This is a genomic window from Lysinibacillus sp. NPDC097195 (assembly GCF_044762075.1).
In the GTDB taxonomy this organism is placed as follows: Bacteria; Bacillota; Bacilli; order Bacillales_A; family Planococcaceae; genus Lysinibacillus.
In genome coordinates this window covers 472,878-493,264 of sequence record NZ_JBIWDP010000001.1, presented here as the reverse complement: position 1 = coordinate 493,264, position 20,387 = coordinate 472,878, and the positions used below count along the sequence as shown (strand labels likewise).

Genomic DNA, 20,387 nt, shown 5'->3' with positions numbered 1-20,387 from the left:
ATTACTAAAATTTCGGTCATCTCTACGTGGCACACAAAAATGCACGTCATTTCAAAAATAAGCAAAAAGTCGCATACCTTACAGCGCAATTTATTATGTTGTTTTTTCCAAATTTCAATATCCATATTATATTTAATTATATTAATAAAACATTATTTTTATATTTCCTTAGGGCTTTAATCCTGATTTTTTGTGCTGAAAATGAAAAATATCGAAAAATACCGTGATTTATTTCTTCTTCTAAAATAATGAAAAAATTTTCTAATTATTTCAAAGAGTAGAAATTTAATATCCTGCTCAAATATGAATATATTTTCCATAATAATGTGTTATTATGACCTTAGTAAATTGTACTATTATTGTATGAATAATGGTGAAATATGAACTAATAAAGGATGATGAATATGAAACAAATCCAACAACTATTTCAAAGTGAAGATGGCAATAGCCAACAAAGAGAAAACTTTCTATCACTACTAGAGCAAATTGTTACATCATTAGATCAATTAAAAGATCCAAATAAAACAATGCTTGGACCGATGAAAGAACGTTCTGCCACTTTCTATAAAGATCTAATGCAAGAAAATCAAGTGCCTACTACAGGAGTTGGCCTAGATCAAGTCGTACAAGATTTAACACAATTAATGCAAGGACATCCTTACCATACACGTAACTTTGTCACGAATGTTTTACCTATGGCTAGTATTCCAGGTGTTCTAGGTCAGTTTACCAATGCCCTACTGAACGGCAATAATTTGTGGGATGTTTATGGACCAGCTGCTGCTGAGTGTGAAGTTAAAGTTGTGGCGATGATGTCAAAATTAGTTGGCTATGATTTCACGGAAAGCTTTGGCTATACAACTTGGGGTGGACAAGGGGCTGTGTTTAGTGGTTTACGTCTTGCTATCGCAAAACAATTCCCTCACGCAAAAGAAGAAGGGGTACCAAACAACTTATATTGTTTCGCCTCAGAAAATGCGCACTACAGCTTATTAAAATCCATTGAAGCTGTTGGTATCGGTAGCAACCACTTAATTCGTGTAAAAGCAGGCGAAGACCAATCAATGGATGTAGAAGATTTACGAAAACGTATGACAGACGTTATTGAAAAAGGTGGTATCCCAGTTTATATCGTGGCTACTACTGGTGCAACAGATCAATTTGCCATTGATGATGTGCAGGCAATCAAAGAAGTGGCAACAACTCTTGAACAACAATACAAATTACAACCAATACATATCCATGCAGACTCTGCTTTAGGTGGTTTTTACGCATTTTTCAATGATTACGACTTTAAAGCAAATAAGCTTCACTTTGAGGAAGATGTATTACAAGGGCTAGCACATATTCATCAACGTATGCAGCACCTTGCTATTGCCGATAGTCTTTGCTTTGACTTCCAAAAACTCGGCCAAACACCATATTTAACGAGCTTATTCTTAATTAAAGAAGGTAAGCATTTGCAACTTCTAGATATCGATGACTTCGATACACCATATGTAGGCAATAGAGGCTATGGCTCCTATCATACAGGCTACACGTTAGAATGTTCTCGAATGGGTAGCTCGATTGCTATTTACGCAGCATTACAAGCATTTGGTAAAGAAGGGTATCAACAAATATTAGCTAACTATGTCCGCGTCAATTTAGCATTCCGCGCACAATTAGCTGACAAATTACCAATGTTACAAGTCGTAAATGAAGCAAACATCGGGCCAGTAACTGCGTTTAGACTTTTCCCAAAAGGCTTTAATTGGGCATCTGAACAAGCAGGACATTACACACAAGACCAAATCGAGTATACGAATGGTTTAAATGCTTCGTTCTTTGAAATTTTAGGTGAAGGCCGAGATGAAGTATTTTTCGGTGATACAACACGTGTCTGCACTGTAAGCGCGCGTGATACAAACCAACAACACCCTGTTGCAGCAGCTAAATTCTTCTCTATTTCACCTTATACAGAGAAAGAACATATTAGTGATATGATTCATTTCCTACAACAGAAAGTAGCTTTATTGGAGGATTTACAAGTTGAGACTGTTTACTAAACTCAAAAGCTCATTACTCTATAAATATATTGCTAGTCTAACGATTCCAATCGTTATTATTTCGCTTATTTTCAGTTTCTTGTTATTTTCAGTTTCCAATAAAATCATCGATAATTTTGTTATTAAACAATTTGAGTCATCGTTAGAAGCGATCTCCACAAATATCTTTGATGATATAGACAAAAATAAAGTAAAAGCTGCAGATAACGGCCTTAATAGCCAATACGACAAACTATTAAAACAGTTAAATGGCACAATCAAAAAATTTGACATTGAAAATGCTTATATTCTTTCACGCGCCAATGGCAAAGAACATATTGTGGCTCTAAGTAATAGTGATAGTTATCAAGCAGACTACGAATTCGATCCAAAAATGAATACGGCCTTAGATACCGGTCGTATGCAAATGAGTGATATTTATGAAGATGAATATGGTGTTCATAAATCGATTTTTATTCCCTTTAGCAATACCGATATACTGTTCGGTATAGATATGGATGCTTCATTTATATCCGTGTTACAAACACAAATTGTTTGGGTTTGTATCATTATGAGCATTATTTTTGTGTTATTTGGCGTTGTTATCGCTTATTTCATTAGCAAAAGTATTATTAAGCCAATCAAAAAGATGACAGCTTATGTAGATAAGGTTGCACAAGGTGATTTAGCCGTTGAGCCATTGGAAATCAAAGGTACGAATGAAATTGCGCAACTTTCAGATGGTATTCAAAATATGACGGCTGATTTACGCTCACTTATCCAGCAAATTGCTGAAAATGCTGAGCAAGTAGCTGCGATGTCAGAAGAATTAACGGCCAGCTCTGAGCAAACGAGCGCATCCATTCAACAAATTACATCTTCCATGCAAGAAGTGGCTGCAGGCTCAGAAAAACAAACTACTTCTATTGAAGAGGTGGAGAGCCACATTTCAATGATTTCTACGAAGATGTCGGATGTTGTGGATAGCGTCAATGATGTGACAACGAAAGCATTTAGTGCATCCACGATTGCTGAAAAAGGAAATACAACTATTCAAAGTGCGACGGAAAAAATGGCGATTACTTCCGAGGCTATCCATCACACAGCAGATGTTGTAAAACGCTTAAGCACCTATTCAAATGAAATTGGTGATATTGTGTCTTTAATTAATGAAATTACAGACCAAACAAATTTACTTGCTTTAAACGCCTCCATTGAAGCAGCACGTGCCGGTGAACATGGTAAAGGTTTCGCGGTTGTAGCAGAAGAGGTACGTAAATTAGCGGATCAATCACTTACGGCAACGAATAGTATTCGTACCCGAATTGAAACGATTAAAGAAGAATCATCTCAAGCGGTAAAATCGATGGCGATTAGCAGTAGTAACTTAGCTGAAAGTTCTACTACGTTTAACGCATCAGGTGAAGCATTTGGCGAAATCTATGCCCACATTACAGAACTAACGCAAGAAATGAATCATGTTAACAGCATTATTACAAACATGAATCAAGGGGTTAGCAGCATTGCTAATTCAGTAGAGCAAGTTGGTCATGTAGCCGTTCAAGCATCAGGAAATATCCAAAATGTCGCAGCGGCCTCTGAAGAACAATCTGCGAGCATTGAAGAAATTACAGCGTCTTCGAATAATTTAGCAGAAATGGCGCAACAACTACGTAACATCATCCAAAAATTTAATCTATGAGTGCCAGGCACCGAAACAATTCAGAAACAATTCTGAATTGTTTCTTGGTGCCCAGGAACAGTAAGTCATGAAATAAATAAAGGATAGCTGACATTTAAACGCCAGCTATCCTTTTTAAATTAAACTTTTTACAACTTTAGAAATCATGGCCCCTTCTGCTTGACCATTTAATAATGGTTTAGCAATTTTCATCGCTTCACCCATATTCATACCCTTCGTCACTCCTGCTGCCAGTAATTTATTCGCAATTTCCTCTTCGTTTAATTGTTTAGGCAAGAATGATTTTAAGAGTACTAATTTTGCTTCCTCTTTTTCGATTAAATCAGCTCGACCAGCATTTTGTGCACCTTCTAATGCTTGATTCGTTTGCTTCACTTCACGATTAATAATTGCAATTTCCTCATCAGGCGTCAAAGTGTCACCCTTTTCTTTCTCCGCTAAATCTAATGCAGATTTAACCAGTGTTAGCACACCTTTGGCTAACACATTCTTTTCCTTCATTGCTGTTTTCAGTTGTTCAAATACTTCTGCTTTTAACATCAAGCTCGCTCCTTTAATTTTGATCACTAATTGTCAATGATACTAGCACAACATGACTTCAGAAACCATTTATTTAGCTTTCTTTAACATTCTTACATCGGTCTTTGTTTCTAATATTTCAAGTGTTAACACTTCCATCTTTGTTTCCACTTTATCTATTTGGTCACAAAGATTTTTTTCAACTTCGGAGATTTGTCTTTGTAGTTTTTGCTCCACCGACTCAATTTTCTTTTCTATTCTTGTTTTAAGTGATTCTAGTTTTGTTTCAACTGAACCTTGTCTTGTTCCAAGTGATTTTAGTCTTGTTTCTATCGCCTCGATTTTTTGTAGAATCTCTGTTTTCACGCCTTGTACTTGTGTAGAAAGCTCCAAAATGGCTTGAAGAATCGCATTTTGATTGATATCAGGATTCACGGTCAACTTCCTTTCTTAAAAATAATTTATTTAGCCAATCTTTGTGTTCACTAATATGCTACTAAGCTTGTGGGAGTATCACAAACTCTTCCATACTATATTATCTAGCATTTTTTATGAAGTCAAAACATCAAAAACTTACATTTGTCAAGAAATCGTCTGCTAATTTCACTTCGTAAAAACGCATTGCCTTTACATCGCCTCGGTAGGAAAAAACACCTTGCTTAATAAGCGTTCTTAACCGATATTCAATCCATTCATCACCTGTATATTGTTGCATATGGCCGATCACTTCCCCTATTAATCGGGCTGACTTTTTATATTCCACCTTACCTTCTTCGTGATACATACGCTGGGCACATGTAATAATAAAGTCATCATCTCGGTTTTCGTGCGCGCTGTGCACTAGCTTATTACCCGTCCATGTGCGTAATATATGGTCATCGTCTGATAGCAAATAGCTCCCTTCTTGACTTAACACTTGTCTTGTTTCGTACGTTATCTGATTCATTCCATCCTGTTCATAAAAATAAAGGAGGTTTTCCGCATTTACTTCACCTGAAGTTCGTGGATAGTCTTCTAATTGTGGGTGCATATTTTGCTCATGAAAAGCCTGAAACGTATCGATTACTCGCACTGTATTGCCTTTGCCTTCTAGCAAAGCCAGCACAAGGCGCAACCCTGTTTGCTCAGGGGCATTTTGACAAGTCCAAATCACAATATGTTGCTGCGGTAAAAGATTGCTTATTTTTCCGATACCAGTTCGCATTTTTGTTACATAATGTTCTAGTCCATCATCATCTACATTATAGCGTTGTCGAAACCACTCAAGTCGCGCTTCAACACCGGATGCTGTTTGGATAGCTTGTAAGGGCCCAATGGACAAATTATGAGGCAACACAATGACATCTTCTGTCTTTCCATAATCCGTATCTTTAAATGCCGCTTTTAAACTACCAGCAGGTGAATCGCCAAAGACAATATGAACTGTTTTTGCATTAACAGTACTCATTTCATTCTCTGTTAATTGCAAAATAAGTTGTTGCATGTCTTCACTCGACTTACCATTCAATAATGCAAAAAATAGCATGGATTTTGCTTCCGCTTCACTCAGTTTATGTATTGCTCGTTTCAAACGATTGACATTTTCCAACATGCCTACTCCTCCTTTTCACCCTTTGCATTTAGCCAATAGATACTACCGATAATAGCTCCACCAATTATATTGCCAATTGTAACAGGCACTAAATTGGCTACTGCACCGGCTAACGTTACAAGCTCACCATGCGGAATAAAAAGCGCAAGGCTAAAAAGCGTCATATTGGCAACGCTATGCTCAAATCCTGACGTAATAAAAGGAAAGATACAACAGAAAATCATAACTAGTTTTGCAATTTCGGTTTTCAATTTATATGTACACCAGACAGCTAAACAAACAAGCAAATTACATAAAATGCCCCGACAAAGCAGCGCTACAAAGCCGGCAGACATTTTAGACGCCGCAATTTTTGCAATATATGTAGCGGTATCTCCAACAGCTAGTCCAGCATAGAAAAATAAAGCAGCTCCAAGTAAAGAACCTAAAAAATTACCGATATAGCTAAATGACCAAATCGAGACCATTTCCGCTGGAGACGATGTTTTCTCTAATGTACTTACTGTTAAAACAAAATTATCGCCTGTAAATAAATTGGCGCCAGCCATCATGACCATACTGAGTGCTACACCAAATGCTAACCCTTGTACAACTTTCATACTTGGGACACCAACAGGATCCAATAAGCCCCCAATTGTAACAATCAACAACATGCCAAAGCCAATAAAAAGCCCACCGGCAATGGCTTGCAATAAATAGTTTATAGGTCTGTTCTTCATCATCGATATTTTTGTATTAGCTGTCGTACATACGATAGCAATTGTCTCTTTCACTACGCTCATCTCCCAACTAAACATGTCTACTGTCATCATATCGCATTTTATAATTTTCCAAAATTATCAATGTGAACATTTCAGGTATATTACCGTATACAAACACTGGGGACATAATACAAAAAAGCGTTAGATTGACTGCCATCAATTTAACACTTTTGACTGTAAATGTTACTCATTGCTATCGGAAGGTTCTCCGGCGATTTGGCCGTTTCTATCAGCGAATGATTACTCATAAAATAACATCATCCCTGGCGCATCTGGATCTCGTTCTGTAAATCCAAGCTGTTGATAAAAAGACTGTTTGCCCTTTGCACAGGATAATTGAATCCATTTCAGATCGGTATTTTTACAATGGGTCAATAAAGCTTCCATCACAGTTGTGCCAATTCCTTGTCGTTGGTAATCGGGATGTACCATTACATCACAAATAAATGTTTGATAAATACCATCAGAAATAATTCTGCTATAGCCGATGAATTTTTCCTCATCATAAATTGAAATACTATACCAGCTACTACAAATGGCTTGATATAACTGGTCATACGTGTAAAGCTTCTTGGCATTCCAGCCAGTCGTTTGATGTAATGCTCGATAATCTTCAAAGGAAGGATGCTGTTCACTTAATGTATACACTATCATCACCTCATATTATTTTGAATTTTGAATAAATATACAATAAATAAATTATTTATTCAATATAAATTAAGGATAATGTGACGTTTCATTGTTGGGAAATAGCAAATTCGCCATTTACTTGAATGCATAGTTGCAACTGCTGATTCACTTCAATAACAATCGGGCTAACAATTGCTTTTTTAGTGGAGAAATACCAAATACGTTCACTCGGACCGATTAATATATGCACGCCGTCTTCCTCATTCCCCATAAACGTAAGCGCATCTATACGAATTTCTTCATCCTTTAATGGCGTAATATTATAGTCCTTTAAACAATCCGCCACTGACAGAATTGCATGCGTTGTTAAATTCATTTCGCCAATATTCAAGATATGGTCAATTGAAAATATATCGGTATTCACCTTTGGATTTATTCTCTGTCTTGCAATAAATTCTACTACATTGTCCTCTGGATCATAAAAATAGCAGGAATAGGCATCTAACGTTTTAAAATATATTTCATCCCGTTCTTCTAAACTTAATATTTCTACACGCTTTTGCACCCAATTTTTCGCTTGCTGAAATAAATTACTTGGTATATTGAACGCAAAATGATATTGCTTTTCAACGGAAGAATCAATACACTCGAAACGAATAACACTTTCCCCTGCAGCCATTTCAAAAAAATGCTCCGCTTCCGCTAATAATGTAAACCCTAGCGTGCCACAGTAAAATTCCTTCATTTTATGTATATCATGTGCGTAAAGCTTTACTTTCGATATTTGCATTTAAAAGTCATCCCCTTTGCCATTACCTTTACTGTACTAAATAAATACATCATGTACCTCGTGCAAAAGAATGAACATTTTGAAAATAGGGGATGCATATTGCTCTCTAGAAAGGTTGACGGTCTCCTCTACTATTTGGCTGTGAAATGACCAAAAACTCTACATCTTCCAGTGATTCATTGCGCATTTGATGCGGCTGCAGCGCTTGGACTTCAATGCCTTCATTCGCTTGTAGTACAATCCGTTGTCCATCTATGTCCATTGTCGCCGTACCTGATAGTACAAAAAAGAATTGCTGTGCTTGCTGATGATAATGACAAACCTCCGCTGTATTGGCTGGCATCCGTTCATGAATAACACTTAACTGTTTATTTTTAACTAAATGCCACCCATCACATTGATTTCCCCATTTATAATGTTCGGCATGTTCTTTACTAATTTTCAACTACAACACCTCATTCACAGCTATTTTATGTAAACCATCACTTCACTTTAATCTTTTCCACTGTCGCTATATACATCGCTTCATTATCCATTTTAATATATTGATTCTTCGTTTCCTTAAAATAACCTTCACTTTTCAAATACTCTTTTAGCTCAGATTTTTTCTCAAAGACTATATCTTCATTCATTTCGTCACAGTGGGAATCGTCTGTTTTTTTCGCAATCACCATCATATAAAATTTCGTCATCTAGATCCCCCTATTTCCATACTTTATCTAATTGCGTTGCATAGAAATGAATCGCCTTTTGATAACTAAGTATTTCAGCATCCGTAGTCGTATCTACTAGGCATTGCAACAACAGTTCCATCGCTTTATGATGTTCATGTAAATTATATAAAGTCATTGCATAGAACACTTGCAACGCTTTATTGCTTGGAAATAATGTAATTCCTTGCAATAATATTTTTTTTGATTTTTCATATTCACCTAACGTTCGATATGTACTGCCAAGGCCCAAGAATGCTCCTTCTAAATCGGCTCCTGATAACCCTTGCTTAATGGCCTTTTCATAGTAGGGAACTGCTTTTAATTCTTCTCCTAAAACATCAAAGCTCCATGCGCACTGGTAGTTAACGGCTGCATCATGAGGATATTCCATGACCATTTGTACAAGTAATTGATTGGATGCTTGCTTTTTGTTTTCTGTTCGTAATTGGATAGCCCTTGCTAATTGTTCTTCGTACAATATTAGTAGCTCCTTTTATGTGTTACATCTTAAATAGATAACTTTAAAAAACTTCTAAACGACTTTGCACACTGACTGTCTGGCATAAGACCACTTTGCGCATTTGCTGTGAATGCAAGCCACTGCCAATCTTCACCGCCGACAAACGCCATTCTTGACCATTTGTCCAATAAATCAATAAAGTTGTCTGCTAACTTATAGCCATGCCCTTGCCCATCATCATGACTTAAATAAATCACACATGCATCCGGACTGTTTTCAACAAGGTCAAATGCAATATAGTCTCCATTGCCAACCTCATAAAAGGCTAATGTACGATGCCAAACTTTGTCGTAGTCATTGTCTGGATCTGAAAAAACTTTTGTAATCCATACATTTTTATTATCATTAATCTCTTTTAATAAACCTAAATCCCAGTGAAGCATCCCGCTAAAGATTCCATCGAATTCACCATCTAATTGAAAATTATCAGGAAAAACCCAACGAAAGTACAATGCTGATGAAAATGCTACTAGTACTTGTTTAAAACTTTCAGGAAGCTTGCATCCTAATTTGTTTTCACATTGCGCAATTTGTTGTGGTGACGCAGCAGCCTCAATTTTCACTTGCGATACATGTCCATCGATTGCATGCATTCGTTCTGCTATATTTGTTATTCGATGCTCCAACATACGATAATCCACGCTCAATCCCCCTTTTCTTAAGAATACACTAGATGTAAGTTCTATATGTATAAATTTCCAATACCCCTGACTTTTCAGCAATAAAAATGACCAGCTACACACGATTTTGTGCAACCGGCCATTGTAATATGGTAGTTTAATATGCTTGACTAATCTGATAAACAACACCAAAAATCAAATTAAACAGAAAAAGTGGATTTAACGGATTGAGAAGTACGTCTTTTACTTCACTACCTAATGCCAACTGTAAAAAGCTCCATAAGATCCAAATAACGATTTGACTTATTATCATCGGTATACTAAAGATATCACGTAATTCCACTTGCCATCACTCCATTAATCAAAACAAAATGTAGCAGCGCCTGTCATTCCGCCTTTTGCGGAACCATGTTAATCATTTCACTATCCTTCTTACATATCAAGATTTAGACTCCTGGTCTAACTTCATGCATTCCTTGTAATCTTTATAGCTCAAAGGAATAGAAATAATGACTAGCAAAGCTGCAAGAAAATTAATGACAGTTTTAGTATTTGAAGATATAGCTAAATATCCTGCAAAACAGCTTATACTGACTGGTAATATTACTAAATAATGATATGGTCTTATTCGCATATCAACTAGCCCCCTTTAGAAAGAATCTATCTCCTTCATTGCTTGTAGATAGGTTAATTCTCGACTATTAATAGACTTTAGTAACGATATAATATTATTATTGGTCAACTCTTTATTTTTCGAAAGTGCATAGTCTTTTAACAGAGCAATATAGCCTGATATTAATGCGGTTGCTTGCGATGTACCACTCGTTTTAGTTAATATTTCACTGGTGTCAATTGTGGATATCTCGTGACCGGGTGCGTTAATCGTTGTTTTTGGAAGCCATCGAGTAAGTACTATCTTTTAACTTATTAATACGAACGTCATCCAATAGCTTAGCTAAACTTCATCGACTTTAACAATAATTTATCATTGAGAATATTTCTCATTCAATAGTAAAATCACTTTATTTTTTTATAAAATTTAGCCATTTTTTTAATAATAATTTTAGTATTACGTAAAAAATTATTATCAATTAACTTCTTCCTTTATATTTTTGCTACAAGACCATATAATAATGCACCTCAATTGTTAGATTGTGTCTAACAATTGGGGTGCATTTCAAAATAGAGTGGCCTTTATCCTAACTTATTTAACTAAGACGCCTCTTTCTTGTCGTGTTCGCCCAATTATCCATTGCGCTATAATGAGATTCGGTACCCAACAGAGCCAAGAAATGATCGGATAACTAATTATAAAATTGTCAAAGCCAAACGATACAGTAAATAGCAATAGCCAAATTCTCAATGTGACAGCAGCGAACGTTAAAGAATAATTACGTATCATCCATTTTTGATGTTCACCAATATGCCGAGCTTTTATATGAACAAGTGCTTGATAACCCGTTACCATCCACAATATAGCTAATGCACTAAAACCAAGTTGTGCTACAAGTCCCCCAGTTGCATAAAGGGCTAAATAAAGCCCAGACACACTGCCAAATAATATCCCTAACATATAGAGCTTCCCTAACATTCGATGCTGTTTTCTATTGTTTTCTCTAAACTTTGAGCTTAGTGTAAAGGGACCTATTACTAATGCCATTACACTAAAGACAATATGCATATAAAGCATCGCATACCAAAGCGAATTCAATGTATCGATAAACAGCAGTTTCAATTGAACAAAGCCTGCTTGATAAGCATCCATTATTAAATATTGAACAATCGCATAGCCAGCGATAGCCATCGCTAAGCAAGTAAATATAAGCCACGTTTTTTTATTCATGTCATGGTCCCCTAAAAATTATTACCCATTTTCCTTTGTTTTAACTGTACCATTCGATGTTAAACATTTGTTTTATTACTTTATAAGTGGTTAAAAAATGTCAATAAGAGGTGTTTTATCATTCATAACTTGCCTTGCATTCCTAGCAAATCGTTATTAAGCTTGCTCTTTACATATCATTAACAAATTACCGTCCAGATCTTTTATAACAAAGTAAAATTCATCTTCTATCTCTGTCACAAGTTCCACTTGATTATCAATCATAAATTGATAGGACGCATCAATATCGTTCGTTATAAACTGAATAAAAGGTGCTTGATAAGTTGGTATATCCTTATCTTCTTTTCGCCATTTTGGCATGGTATCTAATAGCAAACTTGCTGAGCCCTTCATCGGTGCTGTATAAATATGCCCAAAATATATTTCGCCATTTTCTAAACCGAGTATTTTATTGTACCATTGCCTTGCTTTTTCGAGATCACGTACAGGCACAAACACACCGCCAATTTGGTTTTTTATTGGTGTTTTTTTTATTGGTTGATTCGCCATTCTTTACCTCCTTATTTATTGATTACAAAATAATCATTTCGCCATTTTTTACTATTCCCCTCTTTTAAACACTAAGAAATTAAAAAGAGACATTAAAAGACAAGGCTCAAAGTGCTGAGTCCTATGCAATAGGAAGCTCTTATTTTTCTTATGATCAAGAGTTGAATAGAAAAAATTTTGTAAGGATGAAGTTGTTGAAATAATCTAGGATATTTTTTGGAATAAGTTAAATAATATCGTAAGGAGGTGTCGAAATGAAAAGAGATAAAAAAGAGACAGAATTTGCTACAGATATGCCAACAAAACAAACAAATAGTAAAAAAACAAAAGAGCGTGGCGGCCATACCGAAACCCCTCGCCCACACAATGAAGAAGACCTTATAATGAATGAGAAAAAAGGGAAGTCCACTTCATTATAAAATAACATTCGCTAAACCTCATAAATGCTTATATTGAACTGTACACAATACGAAGAAGAAACAGATAATGATACAAAGCTACCAAGCATCAAACTGGCATACTACTTAGTATTATCTTCAACTACGGAATTACAAGTTCATGCTGAAAGGTATAGCGATAACTTTTAAAGTCACTCAATTGAGTGGCTTTTTATGTAAATAAAATATAACAACAATAGGTTACGTATTAATAACACGTGTACATTAAGAGTCTTGAAAGGAGCTGAAAGAAATATCATCAAGAGAATTGATAAAGTTACTTAATACAGTTGGATGGTATTTATATAGGATTGTTGGAATAGAAGGTATTATATAGGTAGCTATTGGGAGCATTATCATAGTTATGCTTATAGTCGTGAAGAGTTGAAAATCCAATCGAAAAAAAAATTAAGAAGTATTAATTGCTCAATAAATGAAAATCGTCCTTTTTTATACTATTTCATTTTGGCTTGTATTGTAGTTTTAGGAGAACTTTGAGGACTCGATAGCAATACATAAATTTTGAAGAAATGAAGGTTGAACAACAAATAGTTGGTATTAAAGTTGAAAATGGGAAAGCATAATCGCAACCTAGATCATCTAAATCTAAAGCTGGATATCGAACAATTTCCAATAACACGCATACAACAATTACTAAAAGTAGTGAAAAAAAGAACCTTGAACATGAATGCCATTTCTCTTGTTCTAAAAAAAATAGTAATTAATTATTGATCCGATTATCAATATAATAATAAAAAATATGAAACCTTTAAAAGTAAAGCCATGAACCATATTTCTTTCAGGTATCCAATTATTGTCATCATTACGTGTGTTTCGTTTTTTTTGTTCATCCATCACTACTACACACCCCTTTACAAACTTGGCATTGCTTTTCATTACCCCTTAAGGCATCTCCATGCAACGATATTCATTGAAAGTGGACAATCAATACAAACAGTACAAAAAGATTAGGACATAGTCGAGCTGCCATTACAGAAGATCGCTATGTCCACCTCTCTGAGAAAATGGCCAGAGATGCTGCGAACATCTTTGATTCATTTGCTCAACATATATAAAAATTACTAACGTATTTTTTATAGTGGGGAATTGGTGGGGAGCCCCACCATTTAACCCTATAATACATGATTAAAATACTTTATAATCCCTTACCACTACTGAATTACTTCGAATCATCCATCTTCAGTACAGCCATGAACGCCTCTTGAGGAACTTCGACAGAGCCGACTTGTTTCATACGTTTTTTACCTTCTTTTTGTTTATCAAGAAGTTTACGTTTACGTGAAATATCTCCGCCGTAACATTTTGCTAATACGTTTTTACGCATCGCTTTAATCGTCGAACGTGCGACAATTTTTTGTCCAACTGCGGCTTGAATCGGTACTTCGAATTGTTGACGTGGAATTAATTCTTTTAGTTTTTCTACGATAATTTTGCCTCGTTCATAAGCGAAGTCGCGGTGAACGATAAAGCTTAGTGCATCGACTTGCTCAGCATTTAATAGGATATCCATCTTCACTAGTTTTGAAGGCTGGTAACCGATTAGCTCATAGTCAAATGATGCATAGCCTTTTGTATTCGATTTTAAATAATCGAAAAAGTCATAGACAATTTCAGCTAATGGCATTTCATAAACAATGCTGACACGTGATGTATCAATATAGTCCATTGTCATGAAATTACCACGTTTCATTTGGCAAAGTTCCATAACCGCCCCAACGTAATCATTCGGTACCATAATCGTAGCTTTCACATATGGCTCTTCAACACGATCAATCTTTTGTGGGTCTGGCATAAATGACGGGTTGTCAACTTTTATGGACGTACCATCTGTCATATGCACTTCGTAAATTACAGATGGTGCTGTTGTAATTAAATCGATGTTAAATTCACGTTCAATACGTTCTTGAATGATTTCCATATGAAGAAGTCCTAAGAAACCACAACGGAAACCGAATCCTAACGCTTGTGACGTTTCAGGCTCATACTGCAATGCTGAGTCATTCAACTCTAATTTTTCTAAGGCATCACGTAAGTCATTATACTTAGCTGTATCAATTGGATATAATCCACAGTACACCATTGGATTTAAACGACGATAACCCGCTAAAGGCTCAGCTGCTGGTCGACTTGCGAACGTTACCGTATCCCCCACACGCGTGTCACCTACGTTTTTAATTGACGCTGTTAAGTAGCCAACATCACCAACCGTTAATTCACTTTGCGGTACACTTTTCGGAGTATGTACGCCGACTTCAATAACATCAAATTCTGCACCTGTCGCCATCATGCGAATTTTATCGCCTGGTTTAACAGTACCATTCATAATACGAATAGAGATAATTACCCCTTTATAGGCATCGTATACAGAGTCAAAAATAAGTGCTTGTAATGGTGCATCCGGATCACCTGTTGGTGCAGGAACTTTTTCAACAATTTGCTCTAAAATATCTTCAATGCCGATTCCTGCTTTAGCAGACGCTAATACCGCTTCGGAAGCATCTAAACCGATAACATCTTCAACTTCTTGACGCACACGTTCTGGATCTGCTGCTGGTAAGTCAATTTTATTAATAACAGGCAGAATCTCTAGGTCGTTATCAAGTGCTAAGTAAACGTTAGCCAATGTTTGCGCTTCAATACCTTGTGCTGCATCCACAACTAAAATAGCGCCTTCACAAGCAGCTAAACTACGTGATACTTCATAGGTGAAATCGACATGTCCTGGTGTGTCGATTAAATGGAATGTATACACTTCGCCATCTTTAGCTTCATATTTTAATTGGACTGCATTTAACTTAATTGTTATGCCTCGCTCACGTTCTAAATCCATTGAGTCGAGTAGCTGTGCTTTCATTTCACGGGATGTCAGTGATTTCGTTTGCTCTAAAATACGGTCAGCAAGCGTTGATTTCCCGTGGTCAATATGTGCAATTATAGAGAAATTTCGTATATTCTCTTGTCTTTTCAATCGTGCTTCTCGGTTCATCTCTTCCACTCCTAATTAAACTATAATGAATTATACTATGAACCATATACAAACCACAACATTAGAACGGCATAAATGCTGTTAAATCAATGGTTACTCTTAATTATGTTTATGATCTTCTGCAAGACAATGCGAAAAAAAGCACCATTTCAAGGCAATGCAGCCTAAAACGGTACTTTTCTAGAAACCTATAAATTATGGCAAGTATGTGTACAATAATGCTCGTCACTTCCATAGATTAAACGGATTATCTTTCACATGCCCAGCCATCTTTGTCTCGATCATGTTTAGACTGATAGGCAGGGTGGTCAGATCCTACTCCATTTGGGTAATCTTTACGAAGTTCTGTACAATTTTTATAACTTTTATTCCCATTAGAATGATGAACGTTAGAAGAGCCACCTGGTTTATTAGTTGCCGTAGTTGAAGGATTTTTTAAGCTTAAATAGGCATCCACAACATAACCTTCATAAGCAGAAGTCGTCACGTATGACCAGCCTGCAATTGTAGAATGTACAGCTACTTCTTCATTTTTCGATAGCTCTCCTACTTGCATACCTGAAGGACTTGCGATGTTTCTCACAATAAGGCTAGTCGATACAACATATTTTGTGACAGGCTGAGATTTACTCATAAAATTAGTCGCTGCGTAACCAATGACATTGCCATATTGGACAAAAGACCAACCTTCTCTCGCTGTTCCAAAATCTTTTACGACCATTTTATGTTGTAATGTCGCGACAGTATTGCCTTTTAATGACGGCGTTTCTTTTACAACTAAGCCACTTTTTGAGCTAGCGATCTTAATGCTATACGGTGCATCATCGAGTACTGCATTCGAGATATAGCCATCCATCATTTTATCTTCGCTAGTTAAATAAGCAATCCGTGCAAAAGCGTTATGTTGGCTAATAACGATAACAAAAGATCCTTTTTCTATAGTTCCAAGCTCTTTTGCATAAGCATCTGGTTTTTCATATACTTTCGTTAAAGAGTCTGTAACCTTCACTTCTTTAAATGTGTTGGCATGCGCATTATCGAAATGGCATGTAAATGCTAGCAATAAAGTCAGCATCATGACGAATATTTTTATTTTCATTTGTATCTCTCCTTTCTTGTTTTTCATATGTAGCAAAAAAAATGTAACAATCCCTACCAATCAATATTATACATAAATGGTTTATAATTGATATAAATATATTTTATAACAATGGAATTATAAAAAAGAGACGAGCAACTCATTGGAGTTGCTCGTCTTTACGTATCTCAAAGGTTTGGTGGCAATTATACTGTGTTTCGTGGTGTTTAAGCAGCTTTTGGTGGCATTTGCACTTGATTATCTAACTTTGCGCTTCAATTGCTTGTTGAATAACATTAGTTAAAGCTTCAATCCCTTGTGGTTCTAAATGGACACCGTCCGGAGCAAAATACTCAGGGTGATTCAGGGCAGCAGTATGCCAATCAATTAACGTAATATTGGCATATTCCTGTGCTTTACTCGCTAATGCCGTATTTACTTTTGCTTCCCACGGACGTGGTACACGGGTATTTACTAAGTAAATGTCAGCTTGCGAAAAAGCCCCTAGGAGTTTGTCTATCTGCTCATTCGTAAAGTATCCATTTGTCCCTAGTTGAATAATAACTGCTTTATCTTCTTGATTAAAACGTGTATAACTTGGAATCAAGTCGACTGCTTGTGAAACTTGTCTACCGATTTTGCCATCAATTGTGATGTTAGGGTATAGCGTATGTAAACGCGTAGCAATATCAATCATTACAGAATCCCCGATTGCTAGTAGTTCTTTATACGGTTCTTTCAATGGCGTATCTTGCGGCTCGCCTTTAACTGTTTCATCTTTCTGTTCCTTAGATATTTCTACTTCTTTATCGTTGTGATTTTGGTGTTGCGCATTTTTTACTGTATCCTGTTGTGCACCAGTTATTTTAATATCAGTTGGATAATTTTCCTTTGAAGTTTGTTGTGCTTCGCCCACTATCCCTGTTATACCAGTAAAAAATACGAGTAAAAATAGAGCAAGCATAGCGTTTGCAATTTTTCTAGCTATCGAAAAGTTGCGCCATTTGTTAGGATTGATGACCAAATATTGTTTAAAATATGCTCGCAAACCTTGTTTACGTATCGGCATTTCAATCAAACGATAGGAAATCTCAGCAAGCAATACTATCAATATTAGTTGTAGAGCAACACGCCCATATGCAGGATTGCCGATTTCATATACAGGCGTACCGAGGACGATAATTGGGTAATGCCAAAGATAAATACCGTATGATCTTGAACCAATCCAGCACAATGGCTTCCAGGATAGTAATTTCCCTACATAACTAGCAGGATGACATACACAAGCAATTAAAAGAGCGGCATTAATACAAAATAGAAACATACCACCTCTATATAAAAATGCTTGGTATTCATCTACGAATAAAATACTTCCAATAAAAATAAGAAAGGTAATCACAGCTATGCTATTAAGTTCATAAACATGCTTTGTCGAGAGCTTGTTAGTCGACAGCCTTTTCATTGGCCACACGAAGGCAAGCCAACAACCGATTAATAATTCAAAAGACCGTGTATCTGTGCCGTAATAAATACGACTTGGATCTGAGCCAGGTTGATACAGCATCGCCATAAGCATTGCTGAACAAAGTGCGCCAATGAAAATCAGATTTGAAAATTTACTCTGTTTTCTAAAGATGGATAGTCCAATAATTAATACAAGTGGCCATACTACGTAAAATTGTTCCTCAATAGCTAAAGACCATAAATTTTTCAAAGGGGAAGGCGACCCGAAACTATCAAAATAGGATAGTTTGTGATAAATAAACCACCAATTACTAGAATAAAAAATGGAGGATAGGGCATCTCCTCGTAAAGTATTTAGTAGTTCTTTATGAAATAGCATGACCCATACGAAAGAGGTCATAATCATCACGTATGCAGCTGGAACTAGTCGTCGAAAACGGCCAATCCAAAATTTACGCAAATTGATTGTTACTTGTTCCCCTGGCAACGGTAAAATCGTTGAGGTGATTAAGTAACCTGATAAAACAAAAAAAATATCAACTCCGAGGAATCCTCCACTGGCCCATCGAAAGTTAAAATGATAAGCAATAACAGCTAACACTGCTAAAGCTCGAATCCCATCTAATCCAGGGATATAACGATGATTCAATGTCTTGCCTAACATGCTGTTTCCTCCAATAAAAATAAAGCCTTTTTAACATTGTTTAGTTATTAAAATTGTTCGTCTAACGCCTAGCCTCTGCCCCTTTTCTCCCTTATTCCATTACTTATACTTAAAGACGAATGAGCTAACTAAAAAGGTTAACCATTTTCTAAAGCAAAAAAATTTATTTTGGAGGAATTTATGCTCCTTGATACGCTTTAAAATTCTCTAATATCCTACAAATCATATGTATATAATATAATTTCACTGATAATTTAAAAATTTGCACTATTGTAGTCAACGAAAAAAAGCATCTGCCCATAATGGTAGATGCTTTTGAAGCGGTTTTTTTCATTGATGTACACAATCGAAAATCGCCCGATTCAATAAGGCGTATGAGCTGACTTGAAAAGTATAATGCAAGGTAAAAACAAATGAAAGACCTAGAAATAAAAAATTTCAGGTATTTTTATCAATTGCCCCCTCACTTACCATTCATTACCCTTTATTGACACTATCAAACTATTTTCGGTAGTGGACAACTACGAAGAAATCGCTTGGATAGAGCGATCTGATTTATTACCTTGTAAATCGACATACACTATCTTTACTATTAAGATGAAGCGACTTTAGATTCTGTCACAAAAGTTTTTGCAATCGCTTTGCCAATAACAGCAATTGTGCGATTTAATTCTTCTTCCGTATTATCGATTCCACCTAATTCAATTATAATCATTTCTTTTGCTAAATCTTGATTATAACGACCATCGACATTATCCCCACTTTTCGAAATAACCCCTCTTGAAACCTTAGGCACAATGTCATTCATAGCAGCAGACAGACTTTCTGCATAGGCAGTATTCCATCTGTAGTTTTTGTGTTCGGCTCCTACGACGATGGCAATACGTGCGTAAGATTCATTGTTGTGGGTAATCGTTGTCGCATCTCGCCTAGCCGAATCTCGGTGTAAATCGATGACTAAATTATACGATTGTTCTTGTAAACGTTTTTCTAAATAAGGGCGTACAGTGTTGTAGGCTTGCGGAAATGTTTTGCCTTCCGCTTTCATTACCTTCATCACATCGACATCTAATACATCTGTTTGAATACCGTTCATGCTAAAATGCTTGGATACTGCATCTTGTAAATTAAAAATATTTGTTTTGTCATCATAAACTTCTGCTTTCCCGCTAGCTGCTTTCACCATCGGCTGATAGGCTTCTTGTGAATGCGTAAATAACAATAAAACTTTAAATGGATCCTGCACGTTCGTCTGCTCATTCGTTTGCTCGTTCGTCAACTCTAATACTGTTTGTTCAGGCAAATTAGTAGCGGCATACACGACTGGTTTATCCTCTGGTTGTTTAATCGGAGTCGATGCTTGCTTGTTGAACGGAATTTGCCCAGCAATGACTGGTAATACGAAAAAGAACAATAATAGACCAATTGACCATTGTAGTTTTTTTAGCAAAGTCACACCCTCCTCCCCTTAT

At 36.1% G+C, this 20,387-nt stretch carries 20 protein-coding genes and 1 pseudogene; 3 read left to right on the top strand and 18 right to left on the bottom strand.

Annotated features, from left to right (window positions below; all coding sequences use genetic code 11):
• The first annotated feature begins 404 nt into the window (after positions 1 to 404).
• Both ACIQXI_RS02460 and ACIQXI_RS02455 read left to right on the top strand, forming a co-directional pair.
• Positions 405 to 2,048 carry a pyridoxal phosphate-dependent decarboxylase family protein gene (locus ACIQXI_RS02460; RefSeq protein WP_402921314.1) on the top strand — a complete coding sequence of 548 codons (1,644 nt, stop codon included), beginning with the start codon at positions 405 to 407 and terminating at the stop codon, positions 2,046 to 2,048.
• Positions 2,032 to 3,729 carry a methyl-accepting chemotaxis protein gene (locus tag ACIQXI_RS02455; protein WP_402921312.1) on the top strand — a complete coding sequence of 566 codons (1,698 nt, stop codon included), beginning with the start codon at positions 2,032 to 2,034 and terminating at the stop codon, positions 3,727 to 3,729. The genes ACIQXI_RS02460 and ACIQXI_RS02455 overlap by 17 nt, the downstream gene beginning before the upstream one ends.
• A 114-nt stretch (positions 3,730 to 3,843) precedes the next feature.
• Here ACIQXI_RS02455 and ACIQXI_RS02450 read toward each other — a convergent pair whose 3' ends face one another.
• From ACIQXI_RS02450 to ACIQXI_RS02385, 14 genes are all read right to left on the bottom strand, one after another.
• A complete protein-coding gene (locus tag ACIQXI_RS02450) occupies positions 3,844 to 4,269 on the bottom strand; it encodes a GatB/YqeY domain-containing protein (protein WP_402921309.1) in 426 nt (141 codons plus the stop codon).
• Between the two features lie 69 nt (positions 4,270 to 4,338).
• Positions 4,339 to 4,683: a hypothetical protein gene (locus tag ACIQXI_RS02445; protein ID WP_402921306.1), complete on the bottom strand. Its 345-nt coding sequence runs from the start codon at positions 4,681 to 4,683 to the stop codon at positions 4,339 to 4,341.
• Positions 4,684 to 4,813: 130 nt separating this feature from the next.
• Complete coding sequence (locus ACIQXI_RS02440; protein ID WP_402921303.1) at positions 4,814 to 5,839, bottom strand: DUF1835 domain-containing protein; 1,026 nt, start codon at positions 5,837 to 5,839, stop codon at positions 4,814 to 4,816.
• 2 nt (positions 5,840 to 5,841) lie between these two features.
• On the bottom strand, positions 5,842 to 6,612 hold the full coding sequence (locus tag ACIQXI_RS02435; RefSeq protein WP_402921301.1) for a formate/nitrite transporter family protein: 771 nt from the start codon (positions 6,610 to 6,612) through the stop codon (positions 5,842 to 5,844).
• Between the two features lie 228 nt (positions 6,613 to 6,840).
• The gene (locus tag ACIQXI_RS02430) at positions 6,841 to 7,254 is read right to left on the bottom strand and encodes a GNAT family N-acetyltransferase (RefSeq protein ID WP_402921298.1); all 414 of its coding nucleotides are present in this window, start codon (positions 7,252 to 7,254) and stop codon (positions 6,841 to 6,843) included.
• Positions 7,255 to 7,336: 82 nt separating this feature from the next.
• Positions 7,337 to 8,020 carry a VOC family protein gene (locus ACIQXI_RS02425; protein WP_402921295.1) on the bottom strand — a complete coding sequence of 228 codons (684 nt, stop codon included), beginning with the start codon at positions 8,018 to 8,020 and terminating at the stop codon, positions 7,337 to 7,339.
• A gap of 106 nt (positions 8,021 to 8,126) precedes the next feature.
• On the bottom strand, positions 8,127 to 8,465 hold the full coding sequence (locus ACIQXI_RS02420; RefSeq protein WP_402921292.1) for a cupin domain-containing protein: 339 nt from the start codon (positions 8,463 to 8,465) through the stop codon (positions 8,127 to 8,129).
• Between the two features lie 37 nt (positions 8,466 to 8,502).
• Positions 8,503 to 8,712 carry a hypothetical protein gene (locus tag ACIQXI_RS02415; RefSeq protein WP_402921289.1) on the bottom strand — a complete coding sequence of 70 codons (210 nt, stop codon included), beginning with the start codon at positions 8,710 to 8,712 and terminating at the stop codon, positions 8,503 to 8,505.
• A gap of 10 nt (positions 8,713 to 8,722) precedes the next feature.
• The gene (locus tag ACIQXI_RS02410) at positions 8,723 to 9,211 is read right to left on the bottom strand and encodes a tetratricopeptide repeat protein (RefSeq protein ID WP_402921286.1); all 489 of its coding nucleotides are present in this window, start codon (positions 9,209 to 9,211) and stop codon (positions 8,723 to 8,725) included.
• A 29-nt stretch (positions 9,212 to 9,240) separates the two neighbouring features.
• The gene (locus tag ACIQXI_RS02405) at positions 9,241 to 9,894 is read right to left on the bottom strand and encodes an SMI1/KNR4 family protein (protein ID WP_402921284.1); all 654 of its coding nucleotides are present in this window, start codon (positions 9,892 to 9,894) and stop codon (positions 9,241 to 9,243) included.
• A gap of 136 nt (positions 9,895 to 10,030) precedes the next feature.
• The gene (locus ACIQXI_RS02400; RefSeq protein ID WP_402921281.1) at positions 10,031 to 10,216 is read right to left on the bottom strand and encodes a hypothetical protein; all 186 of its coding nucleotides are present in this window, start codon (positions 10,214 to 10,216) and stop codon (positions 10,031 to 10,033) included.
• A 306-nt stretch (positions 10,217 to 10,522) separates the two neighbouring features.
• A complete protein-coding gene (locus ACIQXI_RS02395; protein ID WP_483869715.1) occupies positions 10,523 to 10,756 on the bottom strand; it encodes a S8 family serine peptidase in 234 nt (77 codons plus the stop codon).
• A 321-nt stretch (positions 10,757 to 11,077) separates the two neighbouring features.
• Positions 11,078 to 11,716: a DUF2306 domain-containing protein gene (locus tag ACIQXI_RS02390; RefSeq protein ID WP_402921278.1), complete on the bottom strand. Its 639-nt coding sequence runs from the start codon at positions 11,714 to 11,716 to the stop codon at positions 11,078 to 11,080.
• Positions 11,717 to 11,872: 156 nt separating this feature from the next.
• Positions 11,873 to 12,265 carry a VOC family protein gene (locus ACIQXI_RS02385; protein WP_402921275.1) on the bottom strand — a complete coding sequence of 131 codons (393 nt, stop codon included), beginning with the start codon at positions 12,263 to 12,265 and terminating at the stop codon, positions 11,873 to 11,875.
• 254 nt (positions 12,266 to 12,519) lie between these two features.
• Between ACIQXI_RS02385 and ACIQXI_RS02380 the strand changes: the two genes are divergently transcribed.
• Positions 12,520 to 12,684: a hypothetical protein gene (locus ACIQXI_RS02380; RefSeq protein ID WP_402921272.1), complete on the top strand. Its 165-nt coding sequence runs from the start codon at positions 12,520 to 12,522 to the stop codon at positions 12,682 to 12,684.
• 1,198 nt (positions 12,685 to 13,882) lie between these two features.
• Here the strand turns inward: ACIQXI_RS02380 and lepA are convergent.
• The 4 genes and pseudogenes from lepA to spoIIP all read right to left on the bottom strand — a co-directional run bounded on the left by lepA (position 13,883) and on the right by spoIIP (position 20,371).
• Positions 13,883 to 15,709, bottom strand: coding sequence for a translation elongation factor 4 (gene lepA, locus ACIQXI_RS02375; RefSeq protein ID WP_402921269.1), 1,827 nt, complete (start codon positions 15,707 to 15,709; stop codon positions 13,883 to 13,885).
• A gap of 247 nt (positions 15,710 to 15,956) precedes the next feature.
• Positions 15,957 to 16,073 (bottom strand): annotated as a pseudogene (locus ACIQXI_RS02370) (excalibur calcium-binding domain-containing protein); the annotation flags it as partial.
• Positions 16,074 to 17,049: 976 nt separating this feature from the next.
• Complete coding sequence (locus ACIQXI_RS02365; protein WP_402921266.1) at positions 17,050 to 18,915, bottom strand: acyltransferase family protein; 1,866 nt, start codon at positions 18,913 to 18,915, stop codon at positions 17,050 to 17,052.
• A 592-nt stretch (positions 18,916 to 19,507) separates the two neighbouring features.
• On the bottom strand, positions 19,508 to 20,371 hold the full coding sequence (gene spoIIP / locus ACIQXI_RS02360) for a stage II sporulation protein P (RefSeq protein WP_402921263.1): 864 nt from the start codon (positions 20,369 to 20,371) through the stop codon (positions 19,508 to 19,510).
• Positions 20,372 to 20,387 lie beyond the last annotated feature (16 nt).